General features: G+C 58.2%; 14 protein-coding genes and 1 pseudogene. 5 read left to right on the plus strand and 10 right to left on the minus strand.

Annotated elements, in window-relative coordinates; all coding sequences use genetic code 11:
- Window positions 1-26: 26 nt before the first annotated feature.
- From GS636_RS11285 to dld, 3 genes are read left to right on the plus strand one after another with little or no spacing between them, the layout of a single operon-like run.
- Window positions 27-2090 (plus strand): TRAP transporter large permease subunit, encoded by a 2064-nt coding sequence (locus GS636_RS11285; protein ID WP_171186319.1) that lies wholly within the window; start codon window positions 27-29, stop codon window positions 2088-2090.
- Between the two features lie 12 nt (window positions 2091-2102).
- Window positions 2103-3254, plus strand: coding sequence for an alpha-hydroxy acid oxidase (locus tag GS636_RS11290; protein WP_171091562.1), 1152 nt, complete (start codon window positions 2103-2105; stop codon window positions 3252-3254).
- Between the two features lie 19 nt (window positions 3255-3273).
- Complete coding sequence (gene dld / locus GS636_RS11295) at window positions 3274-4953, plus strand: D-lactate dehydrogenase (protein ID WP_171669515.1); 1680 nt, start codon at window positions 3274-3276, stop codon at window positions 4951-4953.
- 10 nt (window positions 4954-4963) lie between these two features.
- Here dld and GS636_RS11300 read toward each other — a convergent pair whose 3' ends face one another.
- Together GS636_RS11300 and gph are read right to left on the minus strand one after the other, a co-directional pair.
- Window positions 4964-6664 (minus strand): SulP family inorganic anion transporter, encoded by a 1701-nt coding sequence (locus GS636_RS11300; RefSeq protein WP_171669516.1) that lies wholly within the window; start codon window positions 6662-6664, stop codon window positions 4964-4966.
- Window positions 6665-6986: 322 nt separating this feature from the next.
- Window positions 6987-7646: a phosphoglycolate phosphatase gene (gph, locus tag GS636_RS11305; protein ID WP_171669517.1), complete on the minus strand. Its 660-nt coding sequence runs from the start codon at window positions 7644-7646 to the stop codon at window positions 6987-6989.
- 206 nt (window positions 7647-7852) lie between these two features.
- Here gph and hemP point away from each other — a divergent pair, with 206 nt between their 5' ends.
- Together hemP and GS636_RS11315 are read left to right on the plus strand one after the other, a co-directional pair.
- Window positions 7853-8020, plus strand: coding sequence for a hemin uptake protein HemP (hemP, locus tag GS636_RS11310; protein WP_171669518.1), 168 nt, complete (start codon window positions 7853-7855; stop codon window positions 8018-8020).
- Window positions 8017-8493, plus strand: coding sequence for a hypothetical protein (locus tag GS636_RS11315; protein ID WP_171091554.1), 477 nt, complete (start codon window positions 8017-8019; stop codon window positions 8491-8493). The genes hemP and GS636_RS11315 overlap by 4 nt, the downstream gene beginning before the upstream one ends.
- Window positions 8494-8543: 50 nt before the next feature.
- Here GS636_RS11315 and GS636_RS11320 read toward each other — a convergent pair whose 3' ends face one another.
- From GS636_RS11320 to GS636_RS11355, 8 genes and pseudogenes are all read right to left on the minus strand, one after another.
- Window positions 8544-11609 carry an aminotransferase class III-fold pyridoxal phosphate-dependent enzyme gene (locus tag GS636_RS11320; RefSeq protein WP_171669519.1) on the minus strand — a complete coding sequence of 1022 codons (3066 nt, stop codon included), beginning with the start codon at window positions 11607-11609 and terminating at the stop codon, window positions 8544-8546.
- Window positions 11610-11717: 108 nt separating this feature from the next.
- Window positions 11718-12605, minus strand: a pseudogene (locus GS636_RS11325) (NAD(P)-dependent oxidoreductase); the annotation flags it as partial.
- Between the two features lie 75 nt (window positions 12606-12680).
- Complete coding sequence (gene cueR / locus GS636_RS11330) at window positions 12681-13070, minus strand: Cu(I)-responsive transcriptional regulator (protein ID WP_171091548.1); 390 nt, start codon at window positions 13068-13070, stop codon at window positions 12681-12683.
- On the minus strand, window positions 13067-15535 hold the full coding sequence (locus GS636_RS11335) for a heavy metal translocating P-type ATPase (RefSeq protein ID WP_171669521.1): 2469 nt from the start codon (window positions 15533-15535) through the stop codon (window positions 13067-13069). The genes cueR and GS636_RS11335 overlap by 4 nt, the downstream gene beginning before the upstream one ends.
- 78 nt (window positions 15536-15613) lie before the next feature.
- Entirely contained in the window at window positions 15614-16378 is a 765-nt protein-coding gene (locus GS636_RS11340; RefSeq protein WP_171669522.1) for an SDR family oxidoreductase, read from the minus strand.
- On the minus strand, window positions 16375-17307 hold the full coding sequence (locus GS636_RS11345; RefSeq protein WP_171669523.1) for an SDR family oxidoreductase: 933 nt from the start codon (window positions 17305-17307) through the stop codon (window positions 16375-16377). Before GS636_RS11345 ends, GS636_RS11340 begins: the two co-directional genes overlap by 4 nt.
- Window positions 17304-18206: a bile acid:sodium symporter family protein gene (locus GS636_RS11350; RefSeq protein WP_171669524.1), complete on the minus strand. Its 903-nt coding sequence runs from the start codon at window positions 18204-18206 to the stop codon at window positions 17304-17306. The genes GS636_RS11345 and GS636_RS11350 overlap by 4 nt, the downstream gene beginning before the upstream one ends.
- Entirely contained in the window at window positions 18203-19519 is a 1317-nt protein-coding gene (locus GS636_RS11355; protein ID WP_171669525.1) for an NAD(P)/FAD-dependent oxidoreductase, read from the minus strand. Before GS636_RS11355 ends, GS636_RS11350 begins: the two co-directional genes overlap by 4 nt.
- Between the last annotated feature and the right edge of the window lie 45 nt (window positions 19520-19564).

A 19564-nucleotide genomic window follows, 5' to 3' on the forward strand; every position in this document is an offset into this window, starting at 1 on the left:
GCCGGGGTGCTGAGCGAGGAATGACCATGGCCAACGAAAAATATACAAATGATCCGGTCGAAGCCTATGAAGGCATCCTGGAACATCCAGATACCGACCGTCAGAAGATCGCCGTCGCCATCGACACGGGCGTCAAGGCGGTGGGACATGTGGTCATGTGGGCGAATATCCTGCTTATGGCCGCGATCTTTAGCCAGGTTTCGCTGCGCTACCTGTTCAGCCAGAACTATCCCAAGCTGGATGAGATCCAGTGGCATTTCTACGGCGTCGTCACGATGATCGGCATCTCATATGCCTTGATCACCGACAGCCATGTCCGCGTTGACGTCCTGCATATGCAGTTGTCCCGCCGGGCGCAGCGGATCATCGAAGTGATCGGCATCCTGACTCTGTTGACCCCTTTCATCTATTTGATGGTCGACCAGGGGTATGACTATTTCTACGAAAGCTTCCGCGTGAATGAACGCTCGGACAGCCCAACTGGTCTGCCTGCGCGCTGGGCGTTCAAGGCTGTCATTCCGATCAGTTTCATCCTGCTCGCACTGGCTGCACTCGCACGGTTGATCCATGATGGGCACGCGCTGCTTTATGGACCGGCCTCAGAACGGGAAGGCGCGCCGCTGCGCCGTATTCTGCTGGTTCTGGCCGTGTTCGCCGCTGTTTGCGTGGGCCTAACCTTCCTTGTCGAAACGACCGAGGAAAAGCTGGTCATCGCGATGTTCCTGACCTTCATTGCGCTGCTGTTCACTGGTTATCCGGTGGCATGGGTGCTGGCGGGTGTCGGTGTGGCCTATTGCGGTCTGGCTTACCTGTTCGACAACGATCTTATGCTGTGGACGGGTCTTGAGAGCACCTTTACCGGGCTCGATTACCTGACTCTGGGTGCTGTGGTGAACCGCGTTTATGCCACCATGTCCAACGCGGTTCTGGTCGCCTTGCCGATGTTCATCTTCATGGGCCTGATGCTGGACGAATCCGGTGTGGCCGAGCGTCTGATGTCCTCGATGCAGCGCCTGTTCGGGACCGTGCGCGGAGGTCTGGCGATTACCGTGACCCTAATCGGGATCATTCTGGCAGCCTCGACCGGCATCATCGGAGCCTCGGTTGTGCTGCTGGGCGTACTGTCGTTGCCGTCGATGATGCAGCAGAAATATCAGCCGACGCTGGCTGCTGGCGTGGTTTCAGCGTCCGGTACGCTGGGTATCCTGATCCCGCCCTCGATCATGCTGGTGATCATGGCCGACCAGATGGCCTTGTCTGTCGGCGATCTGTTCATGGCAGCCGTTTTCCCCGGTGTCATCATCGGCGGGCTGTACCTGACCTACATCTTCCTACTAGCTTTGATCAAACGTGACGCGGCCCCTGTGCCGGAAGGTGCGAAAGCCCCCGACTGGGCTGCTGTCAAAGACGTGCTGATTGCCGTCATCCCGACGCTGATGCTGATCCTCGCCGTGCTAGGTTCGATCTTTGCGGGTCTGACCACGCCGACCGAAGCTTCGGGCATCGGTGCGCTGGGCGCGACACTGCTGGCGCTGGGCTATCGTAAGCTGACTTTCGCCAAGCTGTGGAACGTGCTGGTGTCGACTTTCAACACCACTGCGTACATCTTCGCGATCTTCCTTGGCGCGACCGTATTCTCCTACGTCCTGCGTGAATTGGGCGGGGACGAGTTGATCGAACATGTGGTGCAGTCCACCGGTTTCGGAGCCAACGGGACGATCCTGTTCATCCTGTTCATCGTGTTCTTGCTGGGCTTCGTTCTGGACTGGATCGAGATCACACTGATCGTACTTCCCCTGATGCGCCCCATCGTGAACGGGTTGGGCATCGACATCCCCGGCTTCGGCGTATTGGATGAACCGGCGTTGGTGTGGTTCGTGATCCTGGTCGCGGTAACGCTGCAAACCAGCTTCCTGACCCCGCCGGTTGGCTTCGCCCTGTTCTACCTGAAAGGCGTCTGCCCGCCCGAGATCAAGCTGACCCACATCTACAAAGGCATCATCCCCTTTGTGCTGTTGCAGCTGACCGGTCTGGCGTTAGTCTTCCTCTGGCCGACGCTCGCCACCTGGTTGCCCTCGGTCGCTTACTAAGGAGCCTGCCCGATGCGTCTGAGCCAATGTCATAACTTCCACGACTTCCGGCGGCTGGCCAAGCAGCGGCTGCCGGGCCCCATCTTCAACTACATCGACGGTGGCGCGGATGATGAGGTGACGTATCGGGAAAACACCAATGCGTTTGACCGGTGTGATCTGTTGCCGTCGGTCCTGCGCGGAGTGTCAGACGTGGATATGTCGGTCACGGTGATGGGGCAAAAGCTGGACATGCCCGTCTATTGCTCGCCCACTGCCTTGCAGCGCCTGTTCCACCATCAGGGCGAACGCGCCGTCGCGGCGGCGGCTGAAAAATACGGGACGATGTTTGGTGTTTCTTCGCTGGGGACCGTGTCGCTGGAGGAGCTTCGGAAAAAGCATAAGAACCCGCAGGTCTATCAGTTCTATTTCCACAAGGATCGGGGCCTGAACGCCGCCATGATGCAGCGCGCGAAAGAGGCGGGTGTCGAGGTCATGATGCTGACCGTCGACAGCATCACCGGAGGCAATCGTGAGCGTGACTTGCGCACAGGGTTCTCGATCCCGTTCCGGCTGACGCTAGGCGGAATGATCCAGTTCGCGATCAAGCCGATGTGGGGGATCAACTACGTCACACACGAGAAATTCCGCCTGCCGCAACTGGAAGAACACGTGGATATGGGTGGCGGCGCCAGCTCGATCGGCGGCTACTTTACCGACATGCTCGACCCGTCGATGAACTGGGATGACGTGGCACAGATGGTGCGCGACTGGGACGGTCAGTTCTGCCTTAAGGGCATCATGACCGTCGAAGATGCTAAACGCGCGGCTGAGATCGGATGCACCGGCATCATCCTGTCGAACCACGGTGGTCGCCAGTTGGACGGCTCACGCACGCCCTTTGACCAACTGGCTGAGATCGTCGATGCCGTCGGCGACAAGCTGGATGTGATGATGGACAGCGGCATCCAACGCGGTACCCATGTGCTGAAGGCGCTGTCGATTGGGGCCAAGGCCGTGGGTGTCGGGCGGCACTATCTCTACCCGTTGGCCGCCGCCGGGCAGGCGGGTGTCGAGCGCGCGCTTGGCCTGATGCGGGCCGAGATTGAGCGCGACATGAAACTGATGGGCGTCACCAGCGTCGACCAGTTGAGCCGCGAGAATATCCGTTTCCGCAACGCCTGAACCCAAATTGGGGGCCGAGATGACCAATGACGAGTTGATCAAGCACTTCCGTTCTATCGTCGGATCACGCCACGTCTTGACTGGCGAACGCGCGACCGAGCGGTTTCGGCGTGGCTTCCGCTCGGGCGAAGGTGAGGCGCTATGTATCATTCAGCCCGGTACCCTGCTGGAACAGTGGAAAATCCTGCAAGCCTGCGTTGCCTCGGACAAGATTGTCATCATGCAGGCGGCCAATACCGGCTTGACCGAAGGCTCGACACCGTCGGGCAGCTATGACCGCGATGTCGTTCTGATCAACACCCGCCGGATGGATACACTGGTCCCGTTGAACAATGGCGAGCAAATCGTCAGCTTTCCCGGTGCCACCCTTTTCGCGTTGGAAAAACTGCTGGCTCCGTTGGGGCGCGAGCCGCATTCAGTGATCGGATCCTCGTGCATCGGTGCATCGATTGTGGGTGGGGTCTGCAATAACTCGGGCGGGTCTTTGGTCGAGCGTGGGCCGGTTTACACCGAACTGTCCGTGTACGCCCGGATATCCGAGCAGGGCGAGCTGGAACTGGTCAACCATCTGGGCATTGATTTGGGCGATACGCCCGAGGAAATCCTGGCAAGCCTCGACGCTGGCATGTTCGACCGCAACCCCGGTGCCACAAACAAGCGCGCCTCAGCCAGCGATTATGCGCAGATCGTGCGGGATGTGGACGCAGAAACGCCTGCGCGCTTCAACGCAGACAAGGCCAAATTGTTCGAATCCGCTGGCTCTGCCGGTAAACTGGCGGTCTTTGCCGTACGTCTTGATACCTTCAAGAAAAATGACGCGGAAAAAGTGTTCTATATCGGAACAAACAACCCCGATGATCTGGCCGCTTTGCGCCGTCATATCCTGTCCAGGTTCAAGTCCCTTCCTGTTTCGGCCGAATATATGCAGCGTGAGGTGTTCGACATCACTGCCAAATACGGCAAGGACACGGTTGTGATGATCGACAAACTGGGTACGGATCGCTTGCCGTTCTTCTTTGCGATGAAAGGCGCGGTCGATGCACGTCTTCGGCGGATCCCGTTACTAGATAATTTCACCGACCGTTTCATGCAAATGGCCGTGGCGCTATGGCCACGTGTTCTGCCCAAGCGGATGGTTGAGTTCCGTGACAAGTACGAACATCACCTGATCCTGAAGATGAAAGATGACGGTATAGCAGAGGCTGCTGCGTGGTTGCCGAATTTCTTGGAAGACCGCGACGCCGGATTTTTTGAATGCGACGCCCGCGAGGCCAAGATTGCCGGTTTGCACCGCTTCGCAGCAGCCGGAGCCGCCGTGCGTTACATGGCTCTGCATAACTCGGAAGTAGAAGACATTATCGCGTTGGACGTGGCGCTGCGCCGCAACGATCAGGACTGGCTTGAAAAACTCCCGCCCGAAATCGAGAGCCAGCTGGTGCACAAACTCTACTATGGCCACTTCATGTGCCACGTCATGCATCAGGACTACATCGTCAAAAAGGGCGCGGACCCCAAGGCGTTGAAGGCGGCGATGCTTAAGCTGTTCGACGAACGCGGTGCGGAATATCCGGCCGAGCACAATGTGGGCCATTTGTACCCGGCCAAACCTGATCTGGCGGCGCATTACAAATGCTGCGACCCAACCAACTCGTTCAATCCCGGCATTGGAAAGATGTCGAAGGCGAAACACTATCACTAAGTGAACATCGTTACGTCTTTTGACGCTTGTGAAAGGCTTCGAGAAGGCTGGTGCCGCTGTCGAAAAACGCGGTTTCTCCCACAATGTCGGTCACGCCATATCGATCCAACTCGGCCTTTACGTCGTGCTCAACCAGCGTGAATACCAGCTTGATGTCGTTTTCCTTCAGGACCCCGGCCATGTTGCGCAAGGCGTATCCGGCGGTGAAATCGACCTCATCTATGGCTGACGCGTCAAGGCAGAACCATTCAGGTTTGGCGTCCGGGCCTTGCGCAATGGCGGTAACTTCATCGGTAAAACGCTGCGTGTTTGCGTAATACATGCCGTGCGAAAACCGATAGATCACGAGGCCGGGCTCGAACTGGTTAGGCGGGGCCAGATCTTTTGAATGCCAGCCACCGGACTGGGTTTTGACAATCACAGCGTTCTTTGGGCGATACCCTCTGCGGGTGTGATCGACCAGCGACAGGACCATTGCAAAGATGATGCCTTGTTCCACGCCGACCACGACAACCACAGCTGCCGTCGCAGTGGCCACCCAGAACTCGGATCGGGCTTGTTTGTAAATCGTTGTCAGACCACGCAGATCGATCAGTTTCAACCCGATCAGGAAGACGATAGCGGATAAGGCGGCATTCGGCAGATAGGCAAGCGGTTTGGTCAGAAACAGGATCACAAGCAGGACTATGGCAACCGTGGTCAGTTGCGCCACCTGACTACGGCCACCCGCGCTGGCGACCATTTCGGTTTTGGTGGGGCTGCCGTTGACCACAAATGTGCCGGTGAATGCCGCTCCGAAATTGGCAAGCCCAAGCCCGATCAGGTCTGTGTTCTCGCTGAACCTCTCGTCATATCGGGCCGCGTACGCGCGCGAGGTCGCAGCGCTTTGGGCCAGAATGACAACGAAGATGGACAGTGCAGTGGGCAGGAGTTGTTTGAACAGGGTCCAACTCCAATCCACCTCGGGGATCGAGATCGATGGCAAGCCGCCGGGCACTGTTCCCAGCAGGGCAATTCCCACCGTTTCGAAGGAAAAGGCCCAACTGCATAAGATCACCCCCACGATCGCGATCAAAGGTCCTGGTACTTTTCGCGACAACATTGTGCAGGCAAGCACAATACCAAGAACGGCCGCCGATACACAAACGGTTGGCCAACTGACCTGAGCCAAATTGTTGAAAACATCGGTCAGTCGCGCAAGCGTGCCGTGCCCCGTGGCCTCGATCCCCAATAGACCGGGTATTTCACCCGTGGCGACCTGAATGCCTACGCCGGTCAGGAAACCAACAAGAACGGTACGAGACAGGAAATCGGCCAGGAATCCCAGTCCGATGATCCGCGCGCCAATCAAAAACACGGCTGCCATCAATGCCAGAAGCGATGCCAAAGCCAGATACTCGGACGAGCCTGTAACCGCCATGCCCGCAAGGGCCGAGGCGGTAATGGCTGCCGTTGCCGAATCGGCCCCGACCACCAGGTGCCGTGATGAGCCGAATAGGGCGAACAGGGCCATGGGAATCAGGATCGTATACAGCCCGGTGACGACCGGCGTACCCGCAATTTTGGTGTAACCCATAACTTCGGGTATCGCGAGGCAGGCAAATGTAAGCCCTGCTAGCATCTCTGCAGGAAGGCGTGATCGGTCCAAAGGCAAGACACCTTGCAGCACTGGTAAAGCCGACAGTTTGCGATTTCTGCCCGGTTTTTCCATGGGTTACCTTTCGCCCGATTTGTCCTTCATTTCCACCTTTCATACCACCAGAGCGCCGGGTCGGGATGAATGCAAGGGAAGAGGGGTAAATCGAGATGACTTTGCAGCCGTTTTCGACAGGTTTTCAGGGAATTTTACACAACTACGGGAAACCCCCAATTTCGCGCGGGGCCTATCAAGGGTAAACATGACCTACCGTATTTACCACACAAACACACGGTAATTACTTTCCCCGATGAGGGGCTGGTCACACCCCCTCGGCCGGCCCCTCTTAACTTTTTGGAGACGTGAAGACGCGCCGGGCTTGGAAAACCGATTGCGCTCAGGCCGTGGCCAGTGTTGTCACATGAGCGGGCAGGTCGGCGGCAGCCTCATAAGCAATATCATGCGGAATGTCCTGTACGGGGGATTTTCGATATCCTTCCGTGAACAGAAGAAACGGGACTTTTGCCCTGACAGCGGTTTCAGCGTCAACCTCGCTGTCTCCGACAAAAATACGCGGTCCTGATCCGTCAAGGGCGTCGAAGCTTGCAAACAGATGTTGAGGGTCTGGTTTCCGTGTCTGCAGACTGTCGCCACCAAGCACGACGTCGAAGAATTGCGACAGGTTCAACGCCTCCAGCACATGCCGCGCCGGGGCTTCGGGCTTGTTGGTGCACACACCCAGAACGCAGCCCATCTGTTGTAAACGTTCCAACGCAGCGGGAACACCGGGATAAGGAACGGTTGTTTCGCTGGCAGCGGCATTATAGTGCTTGAGGGTCAATTGCGCCAATTCCGCGTGACGGTCCATCGACAGATCGCAGTGGTGGATCACGCGTTCAACCAGCTTGGGCAGGCCATTTCCAACGAATCCTTTGATGATCTCGAAGGACAGGGGATCCTGCCCGGTGTCATCCAGCATTCGGTTTGTCGCCGCAGCCAAATCACCCAGGCTGTCCACCAGCGTTCCATCCAGATCAAATACAACAGTTGCGGTCATGTTTTTCCTGCCTTTTCCCCTCTGCCCACAGAGGTAACCCGCCCTTTTTCCGGGCGCAATCACTTGTGTTAAAACGACACTTGACAATCCTTACTAAATTAATCAGATTAACCGCAGGAACAGAAAGCCAGCCCATTCGGGGTCAGCCAGATCACATGAAACGCAACTGAATTGGCACTAAGCCGACACGCTCTGGAGATGTCCCGATGAACGTTCAGAACCCGACCCCAAGCCAAGGTTACGCTGTCTCGATGCTTCCCGCGCACAAGGCCGAAGACCTGACAAAAGGCGGCAACCTGGCACATATCGAATTGGGCGACCAACTCTACACTCTGCGCATTACCCGCGCGGGCAAACTGATCCTGACGAAATGAGCGCTGGCAAAACGCGCGGCGGCGCTACGGTAGGTCGCCTTGCCGACTTGGATCTCGTTGAGGCGGGGGCGGTCATGTATCTGCGCATGTGGAGCGCGGGTGAAGGTGCAAGGGCCGATGCTGCCAGTGACTTTCAGATCGCTTTGGGGGCAGAGAGCGGGCAGGCCGCGATGCTTACACTGGATCGCCTGTGTTCACTTTGCGCAAATTACGGTCGTCGTCCATTGATCAGGCATGGGTTGGGATGTGCGTGTCTTGGCGCGGACGAAAACTGTTTCGCTCAGATGATTTCAGCCGCCTCTGAAGGTGCGCGTGAAGACGCAATGATGATGGCATCTCTGATCGTACGCCCGGATTTTGCACCTGCGCTTGCCGCGTTGTCAGAAGAACTTGGCCTTGCCCTCAGACGCATGACGGCCGGGTTCAGGATCCCTACTACGGGACACCATACCCCCTCGGCCGTTCTCCACTGATCCCCGGTTCAGGACGGCTTAACCCCGGCATTGCGCCGGGGTTATTTTGTTCAGCAGCACCCACATCCGGCATGATGATGATCGTGATCGCAAACCGGGGCAGGGGTGTAATCGCCCACCTCTGACAGCACGTCTCGCAACGCCCAAAGGACCATGTCCACATCCTCGGCCTCGATGGTCAGCGGCGGGCGGATCTTCAGGATGTTGTCCTTTGGTCCTTCGCTACCGATCAGAATACGATGGTCGCGCATCCGGTTTTTGACATAGCTGCAAATCTCGGTTCCCTCTGATCCGTCAGGGTTAATCAGTTCCACACCAAGGAACAGCCCCACGCCCCGCACGTCGCCAACACAGCCAAAGTCGTTTTCGATCTGACGCAAGCCGGTCATCAGACGGTCTCCCATCAGGCGGGCATTGTCTTGCAGAGCTTCGTCGTCGACGATGTCCAGCACCTCTTTGCCGATCCTGCAGGACAGGGTCGAGCCGCCGAAGGTGGAAAAGAACTCGATCCCGTTGTTGAAGCTGTCTGCGATTTCTTTGGTCGTTACTAGCACGCCCAGAGGGTGCCCGTTTCCGATAGGTTTGCCCATCACAACGATATCGGGAAGTGCGCCCTGGTGTTCAAAACCAAAGTAGTACTCGCCCAGACGACCAAGACCTGTCTGCACCTCATCGGCGATGCAGACACCACCTGCGGCGCGGATTTTTTCATAAACCGCAGGCAGATAGCCCTTGGGCGGAATGATCTGTCCTCCGACCGAGGGGAAGGTCTCGGCGATGAACCCGGCGACGCCTTGCCCGCGCGCGTTCAAGGCCGTGATTGCCGGATCTACAAGATCGGCAAATTTCTGGGCCCGATCCGCATCGTCGCGCTTGAACGAACCACGGTAGTCATCCGCAACCTCAACCAGTTCAACCCAGTCGGCTTTGCCGACGCCACCCGGTTTGTTGAACTTATAAGCCGAGATCGCCACGGCCGCGTTTGTATTCCCGTGATAGCCATGATCCGGTGTCACGATCCCTTTCGCTCCGGTATGGGCACGGGCCAGCCGCAGAGCCAGCTCATTGGCTTCGGTCCCGGAATTGACAAAGAAGCAGACCTCGAAATGATCTGGCAGTTTGGACAGGATTTTGTCGGCAAAAGCGGTCTGGGCTGGATGCAGATAGCGGGTGTTCGAGTTCATCCGCCTCAGCTGTTCCGCTGCCACGGCCTGAATACGCGGATGCGCATGACCGACATGAGGGACGTTGTTATAGGCGTCCAGATAAGGGCGGCCCCATTCGTCGAACAGGTGGTGTTTCCACCCACGCACCAGCATGACCGGATCGTCATAGGTCAGAGACAGGTTACCACCAAAATGATCGCGTCGCCCTTGCTGGATCGCCTGCTTGTCAGTGGGTTGGTAAAACACCTTGTCATCCGGCAGGTTCAGCAAGGCGGCGGGGTTCGGACAGACCGCGTGCCACAGCTCCATCTCGTCAGGATCGCCAACACCAGGCCAGTCCGCCTCCATGCCATCGGTGGTCAAGGCCAGTTGGAAATGCACATGAGGGGACCATCCGCCATTCTGGCTGGCATCGCCCAGCCGGGCAAACGCCGCCCCCTGTGCTACCGGATCGCCGGGTTTCAACCTGTCACAGCATTCTGGATCCAGATGACCATAGAGCGTGTAAAACGGATCACCTTCGGGCGTTTCGTGATGCAGGATGATCACCCCGCCATAGTCGAGATGGTTGTCGCGGTTCTCGACGACCTCAACCCGCCCGCTCATGGGCGCGTGCAGCACCGTCCCGGCAGGCGCAAACACATCCACGGCCAAATGCACTGTCCGCCGGTCCGAGGCTTTCCACGGGCCCTTGCGGAACCCCGGTTCGGCATAGATCAGGCGGGGCTCGTTGTAATAGCCCAGCCACAGATCTTGCCCATATTCTTCGCCAACCCGCGCGGCCTCGGCCAAAGGCATGTGGAACGGGTTCTGCGGCCAGACACAGTTTTCAACCGACAGCGAGCCCATGGGCATATCGCTCAGATCCTGATCGAACATCTGGGCGAACTGACCGCGATGCTCCTGTAGATAGGCATGGATCCGTTCGGCCCCATCGACCACCGGCAATCCACAAGCCGCCCGCAAACGCGCCGACATGAGGCCACCATTGACCGAACCGTTCTCAAGAAACCGCCATGCGGGCGCTTGAGAGATGGTCACATAAGGATCATCCGGGGTCTCGGCGGCCATCAGGGTCGAGTTGACAACAGACACGGCAAGCCGCATCCGCAACAACGGCCAGATCAAATCCACCTCATCCTCGCGCAGCCGGTTGGCCGCGTGATACCCTTTCACCAACGCAGCCAACGCCCGTTCCGGCTTGGGATGGTCCAACACGATATAGGCCCCGGCAATCGCCAGATCGCAAACCCGCGGCGCCGCGCACATGTCACCCAGATCAATCAGCCCCGAGATCCGCCGCCGTTCGCTCAACTCCCCTTCGACCAGAATGTTATAGTCATTGGCATCATTGTGAATGGCCTGCTTGGGCAGATCCGCAAGGGTGCCGGAAATCGCGGCGAACCCGTCGCAGATTTCCTTTAGCAAGGCTTGCCGCGAAGGATCTGAAATCGCGCCCAGCTTTTCCGCAATCCAATCCGCCTGCATCAGGTCCCATTTGAAGCCGGCCCGATGCAACCCCTCATGCTGGAACCCTTCCAGGGCCCGGTCAGTTGCCCCCAACACGCGCCCCAGTTTCAGGATCAGTTCTTCGGATTTTGGTGCCGCCTTCGCATAGCATTGTCCCGGCAGGCATTCCAGCAACCAGGTCAGCCTCGGCTGGGCCGCAGAATCCGCAATCTCGGGCAACAGAGCGCCATTCAAATCGGGAAACACCTTGGGAAAAGGCAAACCCGGTGCTTCCGACGCAATATGAGCCAGCGCCTGTATCTGCAGATCCACCAGATCCGCCTCACAGCCCGCACGCATAACCTTCAGCACATAATCCTGCCCATTGGTGGCCTGCACCAGAAAGTTCAGGTCATATTCACCGTCCAGCCGAGTCAACCGTGCGTCCAACCCCCAATGCTGACGCAGCGCATCCGCCCAGAACTTCACCAATTCGCTCATGTCGTTCTCCGTCCCGTCACGCGCGGGATCCTTTTCATCTGGCTAAAAATACCTTCGGGGGTGAATTGGCCCACCGGGCCAAGAGGGGGCAGACAGCCCCCTGATCCCTCAATCCAAAGCGCGCAGGCGTTTGAACAGCGACGACGTATCCCAGCGCCCGCCGCCAAGTTTCTGCACATCCTTATAAAACTGGTCGACCAAAGCCGTCAGAGGCAAAGAAGCCCCGTTGGAATTGGCCTCATCCAGACAAATCCCCAAATCCTTGCGCATCCAGTCCACAGCAAAGCCGTAATCGAAGTGATCGTCCAGCATCGCCTCGTGCCGGTTCACCATCTGCCAGCTTCCAGCCGCGCCCTGACTGATCACCTCGACCACAGAGCGCCCGTCCAAGCCGGCCTTTTCCGCAAAATGCAGCGCTTCGCTGAGGCCCTGTACGACACCGGCGATGGCAATTTGATTGCACATCTTGGTCATCTGGCCCGTGCCGCTCTCTCCGATACGGCGGCAGATCTTTGAGTAAACCTGCATCAGGGGTTCCGCTGCATCATAGGCATCCTGATCGCCGCCACACATGATCGACAGGACCCCGTTTTCCGCCCCGGCCTGACCACCCGAGATCGGGGCGTCGACAAAGGCACACCCTTGCGCTGCTGCTGCCGCATAAAGCTCTAATGTGACAACTTTGGAAACCGTTGTGTGATCAACAAAGATGGCCCCATCCGACATGCCATGAAACGCGCCGTTCTCGCCTGTGCAGACCATGCGCAGATCGTCATCGTTGCCGACACAGGCCATGACAAACTCTGCATCTTTGACGGCATCTTTCGGAGTAATTGCCATGGCACCGCCATGCTGTGCCACCCAGGCTTCAGCCTTGGCGGTGGTGCGGTTGTAGACGGTGACGTCATGACCTGCGGCCTTCAGAAATCCAGCCATGGGATAGCCCATGACACCAAGGCCAAGGAACGCGACTTTTGCCATTTTGTGATCCTCTCGGCTGTTCGACCGTTGTCTGGGGCCGAAATCTTCGACGAAGACAAAGCAAAGCTGCGCCCAAAGGGCAACCCCAAGTCAGCCTTTCCCACCCAGATCCTGTAATATGGGACAATCGGGCCGGTCATCCCCGGCGCAGGCGTCAACCAAATGACTCAGCGTGTCGCGCATGGCGTTCAGGTCCGCGATCTTGGCCTCGATCTGCGCCAGATGATCCCGCGCAACCTGTTTTACATCGGCGCTGGCGCGGGTTTCATCCTCGTACAGCGCCAACAGAGTCCTGCAATCCTCGATGGTAAACCCAAGCGCGCGGGCGCGACCCAGAAAGTTCAGTTTATGCACGTCCTGATCGCGAAACCGGCGATACCCGTTGTCGTCGCGCAGAGGCTTTATCAGGTCGATGTCCTCATAATACCGGATCGTCTTGGCGGGCAGGCCAGTGCGGGCAGAGACATCTCCGATATTCATGCGTGCACCTCGTTGGTTTCCAAGGTCGAGGTTTCCGGCACGTTGGCGCGGACGCGACGCAGACGCAGAGCATTCGAGACCACAAAAACGCTGGACAGCGCCATCGCGCCAGCTGCCAAAGCAGGCGACAACAGATGACCGCCAAGTGGATACAGCGCGCCAGCCGCCACCGGGATCAGCAGGACATTGTAACCAAACGCCCATCCGAGGTTCTGGCGAATGTTTCGCATTGTGCGACGGCTGATCTCGGTCGCGTTTGCAACGCCGCGCAGATCGCCCGACATCAGAACCACGTCGGCCGTTTCAATGGCCACATCCGTACCTGTCCCAATGGCGATGCCGATATCCGCAGATGCAAGCGCCGGGGCATCGTTGATCCCGTCGCCAACAAAAGCCAGCGTTCCGAAATTATCCCGCAAAGCCGTGATCGCATCTACCTTGCCGTCCGGCAACACCTCGGCAGTGACGTGATCGATCCCCAACCGATCAGCCAGCGCCTGTGCCGTCCGCGCGTTGTCTCCGGTGATCATGGCCACAGTTAGCCCCATCTGGTGCAACCTCTGCAGCGCTTCTTCGGTGCCGGTCTTGATCGGGTCGGACACAGAAATCGTCGCAGCGGCCTGCCCATCAAGAGCAACGAATAGCGGCGTTGCCCCTTCAGAGGCGCGCTCTTCGGCCTCGTCCGCCAAACGGCCAAGATCAATCCCCCGGTTTTCCATCAGCCTGTAAGACCCGACCAACACTTCTCGACCTTCAACGAGGCCCTGTACACCCAGTCCGGTGATTGATTGGACATTCGACGCCTCGGGCAGAGCAGAAGGGCCGGCCCGAGTGATAGCTGATGCAATTGGATGCTCTGACTGTACTTCTAGGGACGCAGCGAGCCGCACAACCTCATCCCGGTCAAACCCGTTCGTCGTCATCACGCTTTCCAACTCGGGACGTCCGAGTGTCAGAGTTCCGGTTTTATCCAGCGCGACAATGCGTGCTTGTTGAAGCTGCTGCAATGCATCGCCTTTGCGGAACAATACTCCCAGTTCTGCTGCGCGCCCCGTGCCCACCATGATTGAAGTGGGCGTCGCCAGTCCCATCGCACAAGGGCAAGCAATGATCAGCACCGAAACACCTGCCACAAGCGCCAGCGGCAGGGCGGGGCTGGGACCGAAAACCAACCAGAGTATGACGGTGATCACAGCGACGAGAATGACGGCTGGGACAAAACGATAGGTGATTTGGTCGACCAGCCCTTGAATGGGCAATTTGGCCCCCTGTGCTTGCTGCACCATGCGGATAACCTGAGCCAGAACTGTGTCGTCCCCAACGCGCGCGGCGCGTACCCGCAAGGCGCCGGTCCCGTTCACCGTGCCGCCAACAACAGCGGCCCCTTGCGATTTTCCGACCGGCACAGGCTCGCCAGTGATCATGCTTTCGTCGACGTAAGATGTGCCCTCTAGCACTTCGGCGTCCACTGGCATCCGTTCGCCCGGACGAACGCGCAAAATGTCTCCCACAACTATTTCAGCAATAGGACGGTCCTCTGTTCGGCCATCTACTTCGACCCTTGCGGTCTTGGGCTGCAAGCCTACCAGCTTCCGGATTGCGGCGCCGGTTCTGCCTTTGGCGCGCGCCTCCATGAGTCGGCCCAGAAGGATCAATACAATGATGACTGCTGCGGCTTCGAAATAGACATTCGCGGTGCCTTGCGGCAGCACACCCGGGGCGAATGTGGCCACCACGGAATAGAGATAGGCCGCCCCGGTCCCAAGCGCGACCAGCGCATTCATGTCTGGCGTGCCGCGTAACAGGGATGGGATGCCCTTGCGGTAAAACACCCGTCCCGGACCGATCAACAGGGCCGAGGTCAGAGCAAACTGGATAAGCTGACTGGTCTGCACACCGATGGTGGCGTGTACCCAATGATGGAATGCGGGGATCATGTGCCCGCCCATCTCAAGAATAAACACGGGCAGCGCGAGGACGGCGGCAAGCATCGTGGTGCGGACCAGACTGCGAATTTCGTCATCTTCGCGGCTTTCAGGTTCATGGGCGTTTTGAAGGCGCGCGGGGTATCCGATTCCGGTGATGACCTGTGCCAACTGCTCTGGCGTGGTTGTCCCCGCCGCGTATGTCACTGTGGCGGTTTGAGTTGCGAGATTGACCTGCGCGTCGATCACACCCGGGTTGGCTGCCAGCGCGCGTTCGATCTTGGCCACGCACGAGGCGCAATTCATCCCGTCGACATTCAGATCAACGCATTTGGTTTCAGCAGGATACCCTGCCGCGTCCAGCGCCGCAGTCATAGCCGTAACCGGCCCGTCAAACGCCACTTGCGCTGATTTGGTTGCAAAGTTTACTGAGGCCGCATCGACACCTGGCACATCGCGCAGGGCGGCTTCGACACGGCCCACACAGGACGCGCAGCCCATGCCGGTGATTTTTAGCTCTGTGAGTGTTTTATGTGCCATGCGACTCGTTCCGCAGCTTGCCTTGCCCTCCAAATGAGGGTTCCAGTCACGGGAAGGTCAAGGGGTCATGGCAAAATTCTATTCTGCTGGCCCGCGTATGTTGCGCTCCATCATGCGTTGATACAGGCGCGGTGAGAGGCTGTTCAGCCACCAAGACAAACGCGCCACACGTCCAACCGGAATCATTGGCTGCGATTTGTCCAATCCTCGCAGGATTGCTTTGGCGGCGGCCTCAGGGCTCATCTCATCCATACCATCCTTTGCCGATCCGGGTCTTGCCGTTCCATCGGCCTGCTCTTGTGCGTTGCCCGGGTTGGTGGCCACGAAAGACGGTGCCGCGATCTGAACCCGAACACCATGAGGTGCTTCTTCGGAGCGGAGTGACTTAAAGAACCCTTCAAGCGCGTGTTTCGATGCAGCATAGGCCGTTCGGTGATAGAGCGGTGCAAACCCTGCTACGGACGAAATCGCAAGATGCGTTCCCTGTGATACCCGAACCGCTTGCAGAAACGCGCGGGCCATTTCAACGGCCGCGAAGTAGTTAATGTCGAACACCATTCGATGGCTGGCAGCGTCGGACTGATCAAACCCCCGAATTTGCGTTACCCCGGCGTTGTAGATGACCAGATCGATACTTTCGCTGGATTCGATCACCCTTTGAGTTGCGTCAGCAAGCTGCTCGGGATCTGTAAGATCGCAAGCGATTGGCAACTGGTTTGGCCTTGTGTCCAAGCCTGAGACGTCAAGGTCCAGCAACACCACCCGCCAACCGCGAGCTTGTAGGGCTTGGCTCAGGGCTTGCCCCAAACCGCCCGCCCCGCCTGATATGACAGCTGTCTTCATAGCCCGGCCTGCTTTAGCCAGAACGCGAACACCTCGGCGCTGGTTTTTTCGGGTGTATAGCCGAATTCTGATTTGAGGGCGGAATTGTCCAAAACCGGTCGATATTGCAGAAACCGCACCTGTTCCGGCCCATAGCGAGACAAGCCAAGCGGGCGTGCCACGGTCAGGGCCGCTTTCAGCGCCCAAGCGGGAAGACGCAGAACCGATTTCCCCATAGCATCAGCCAGATCTGTGACGCCCATTGCACCGTCCCCAGCGACATTGAAGATACCGGGTGGCCCGTCTGTCGCTGCGCGCCGCAGGATGCGGGCCAGATCGTGTGTCCAGATAAAGACAAAAGGACTTTCACTGCCGGTTACGGCCAGCAGGCGAGGCTTGTGAAACAGGGCGGTGATCTGGTTTTCGGTTCCGGCCCCCAGAACTGTCCCCACGCGCAGAACCACTTGTTCAAGATCAGGGGCAGTATTGCGGGCTTCCGCCAACAATTCCTCGACCTGTCTCTTGTGGTCGGAATAAGGGAATTCCGGATTGCCCCGCAGCGGGTCACGCTCACGCAGCGGAATGCGGTTGTCCGGGTGATAGCCATAAGCGGCACCCGAGGATGTGACCACAAGCCGTCGCACCCCGTTGGCAATCGCCGCATTCACCACCTTGCGTGTTCCATCGACGTCAACTGCATATGCTGCGGTGCGTCCAGTCTTGGGCGGGGGCGTCACGATGGAAGCAAGATGCACGATGACATCCGGCTTCACCTTGGTGATCACGCGGGCAGAGGCATCGCTTGTCACGTCCATCGGCAGGAAGGCGATACATTCAGGCAAAGACTCCGGGCGCTTGAGGTCGGTGGCAAAGACCTCATGCCCTTCAAGTTCCGGCAATAGTGCTTGCCCGACCATACCGGCGGCGCCTGTGATCAGAATACGGGTCATCGCGCAGCCTCGGTTCGGGCCATGATCGACGCAAGCGCAATGCCCGATATCGCGTGCCAGATGCCCCAGAACGCGGCCACAACGGCCATGCCGCCCAGCCCGTGGAAAAAGGCGAAGATCAAGACCAGTCCAAGCCCTGAATTCTGAATGCCGGTCTCTATGGTGATTGCGCGACGATCAAAGGGGGACAGCCGGGTCAGAGTGGCCACGACCCAACCGCCCCCCAGTGCCAGGGCGTTGTGAAGGATCACAAGCCCGGCGACAGCCCCGGCAAAGCTGAGGAAGAATCCCCAGTTGGCGGCCAGGGCAAGCAAGATGAAAGCCGCGAAGATACCCATCGACAAGTATTGCAGCGGTGCGCGTAAACGTGCGGTCAGGGCGGGACGACGCTGATTCAGTGTGATGCCCAGAACAAGGGGCAGGATCAGCATAAAGCCGACGAGAATGGCGATTTGCACCGGATCGATCTGGGTTTGCTGCAGGATCGCACGGGTCGGTGGAAACAGCCCGCCCCAAAGCGCGATGTTGAAAGGCGTCATGAAGATTGCGCCAATGGTGGCGAATGCGGTCATCGACACGGACAGCGCCGCATTGCCGCCCGCGCGATGTGTTATGAAGTTCGAGATGTTGCCGCCCGGACAAGCTGCCACAAGGATCAGCCCTAACGCTATGGAAGCACGCGGCTCTGTGAACCAGACCAGCGCAAAGGTCAGTGCGGGCAAGACCACAAACTGAGATACCAGCCCGACAATCACAGGTTTTGGCGCGCGTCTCAGGCGATCAAAATCCCGAGGCGTCAGGTCGATCGCGATCGAGAACATCACAATGGCCAGAATAGAGTTCAGCAACGTCAGCGACGCCGGGCTGAAATTCAGCGTGACTTCGTCGATACCATTCATGCGGCGGCTTTCCGCAGCCGGTCGATCCAGCCAGTGACGGCTTTTCTATAGGTGGCCTTGTCAACGTAGTAAGCCATGCGGGGTAGGTCGATATAGTTCATGCCTCCGGTGGCGCGCCTGTAGTCTTTTTGTTTTTCGGTTTTCAGATCGGCCGCCGCCGGGCAACCGCTTTGAAGACCCTTGATATAGCGCGCCACCATCTCGGCCTGTTCGTGTCTCCCCTGCCAGCCAAGACCCGTGGCCTCGACCATGCCCAGCACAAACAGATCGTCGCGTTCGGGGTGTATGGTGTTCAGGTACAGATGCGGTGCATCGCCCTGCCAGTTCAGCAGGTCCTTGTCGACAAACGGATAGTGCAGCTTGTATCCGGTGGCAGCGAGGATCATGTCATAGTCTTCGCTGGAACCGTCTTTGAAGTGAACGGTGTGACCCTCCAGCCGGTCGATATCGGGGCGAATGCGCAAATCGCCATGACCCGCGTGATACAGGACCAGTGAATTCACCACAGGATGGCTTTCGTAAAGCTGATAATCGGGTTTGGGAAAGCCGTATTTTTGGGGATTTCCGACGAACCAGCTGAGGATCAGGCTGTCGACCTTTCGCTTTAGCCACATGGGCAGGCGGATCTTGCCACCCATCGTGTCAGCAGGTTTGCCAAAGACATATTTCGGGACGAAATAGTATCCGCGCCGCATCGACAGGTCGCAGCGTTTTGCATGGTGGATCGCATCCACCGCAATGTCGCAACCGGAGTTGCCTGCACCTACAACCAATACTCGTTTGCCGTCGAATTGACTGGGATACCTGTAGTGCGAGGCATGGATCAATTCGCCGTCGAAGGTTCCGGGAAATTCAGGCATGTTCGGTTCCGACAAGGTGCCGTTTGCTATCATAACACCTGCGAAGTCGGCCTGATGGTCACCTTCGGCATCCCTCCAACTGACACGCCAACCATCCCCCGAGTTGCCCAGCGGCGTGATCTGGGTGACTTCTGTGTTAAACCTATAGTCCTTACGCAACCCGAAATGATCCGCAAACGCGCGGAAGTAGTCGCGCATCGCCCGGTGAGAAGGGTACTCGGCCACGGACTCATCCATCGGGAAGTCTTCGAACTCGGTCATGCGCTTGGACGAGATCAGATGCGCTGTCTCGTACATGGTTGATCTGGGGGCGTCGATGTCCCACAGACCGCCCACATCCGAATGCAGCTCGAACCCTTGAAATGCGATGCCCTGTTCTTTCAGCACCTTGGCCGCGGCCAATCCCATCGGTCCCGCTCCGATCAGGGCGAATGCGTCGCGCGTTTCTTCCATGAACCCTCCCAAAGTTCGCGAAGCTTAACTTGAACGAACGACCAA

The organism is Ruegeria sp. HKCCD4884 (genome assembly GCF_013110855.1).
In the GTDB taxonomy this organism is placed as follows: Bacteria; Pseudomonadota; Alphaproteobacteria; order Rhodobacterales; family Rhodobacteraceae; genus Ruegeria.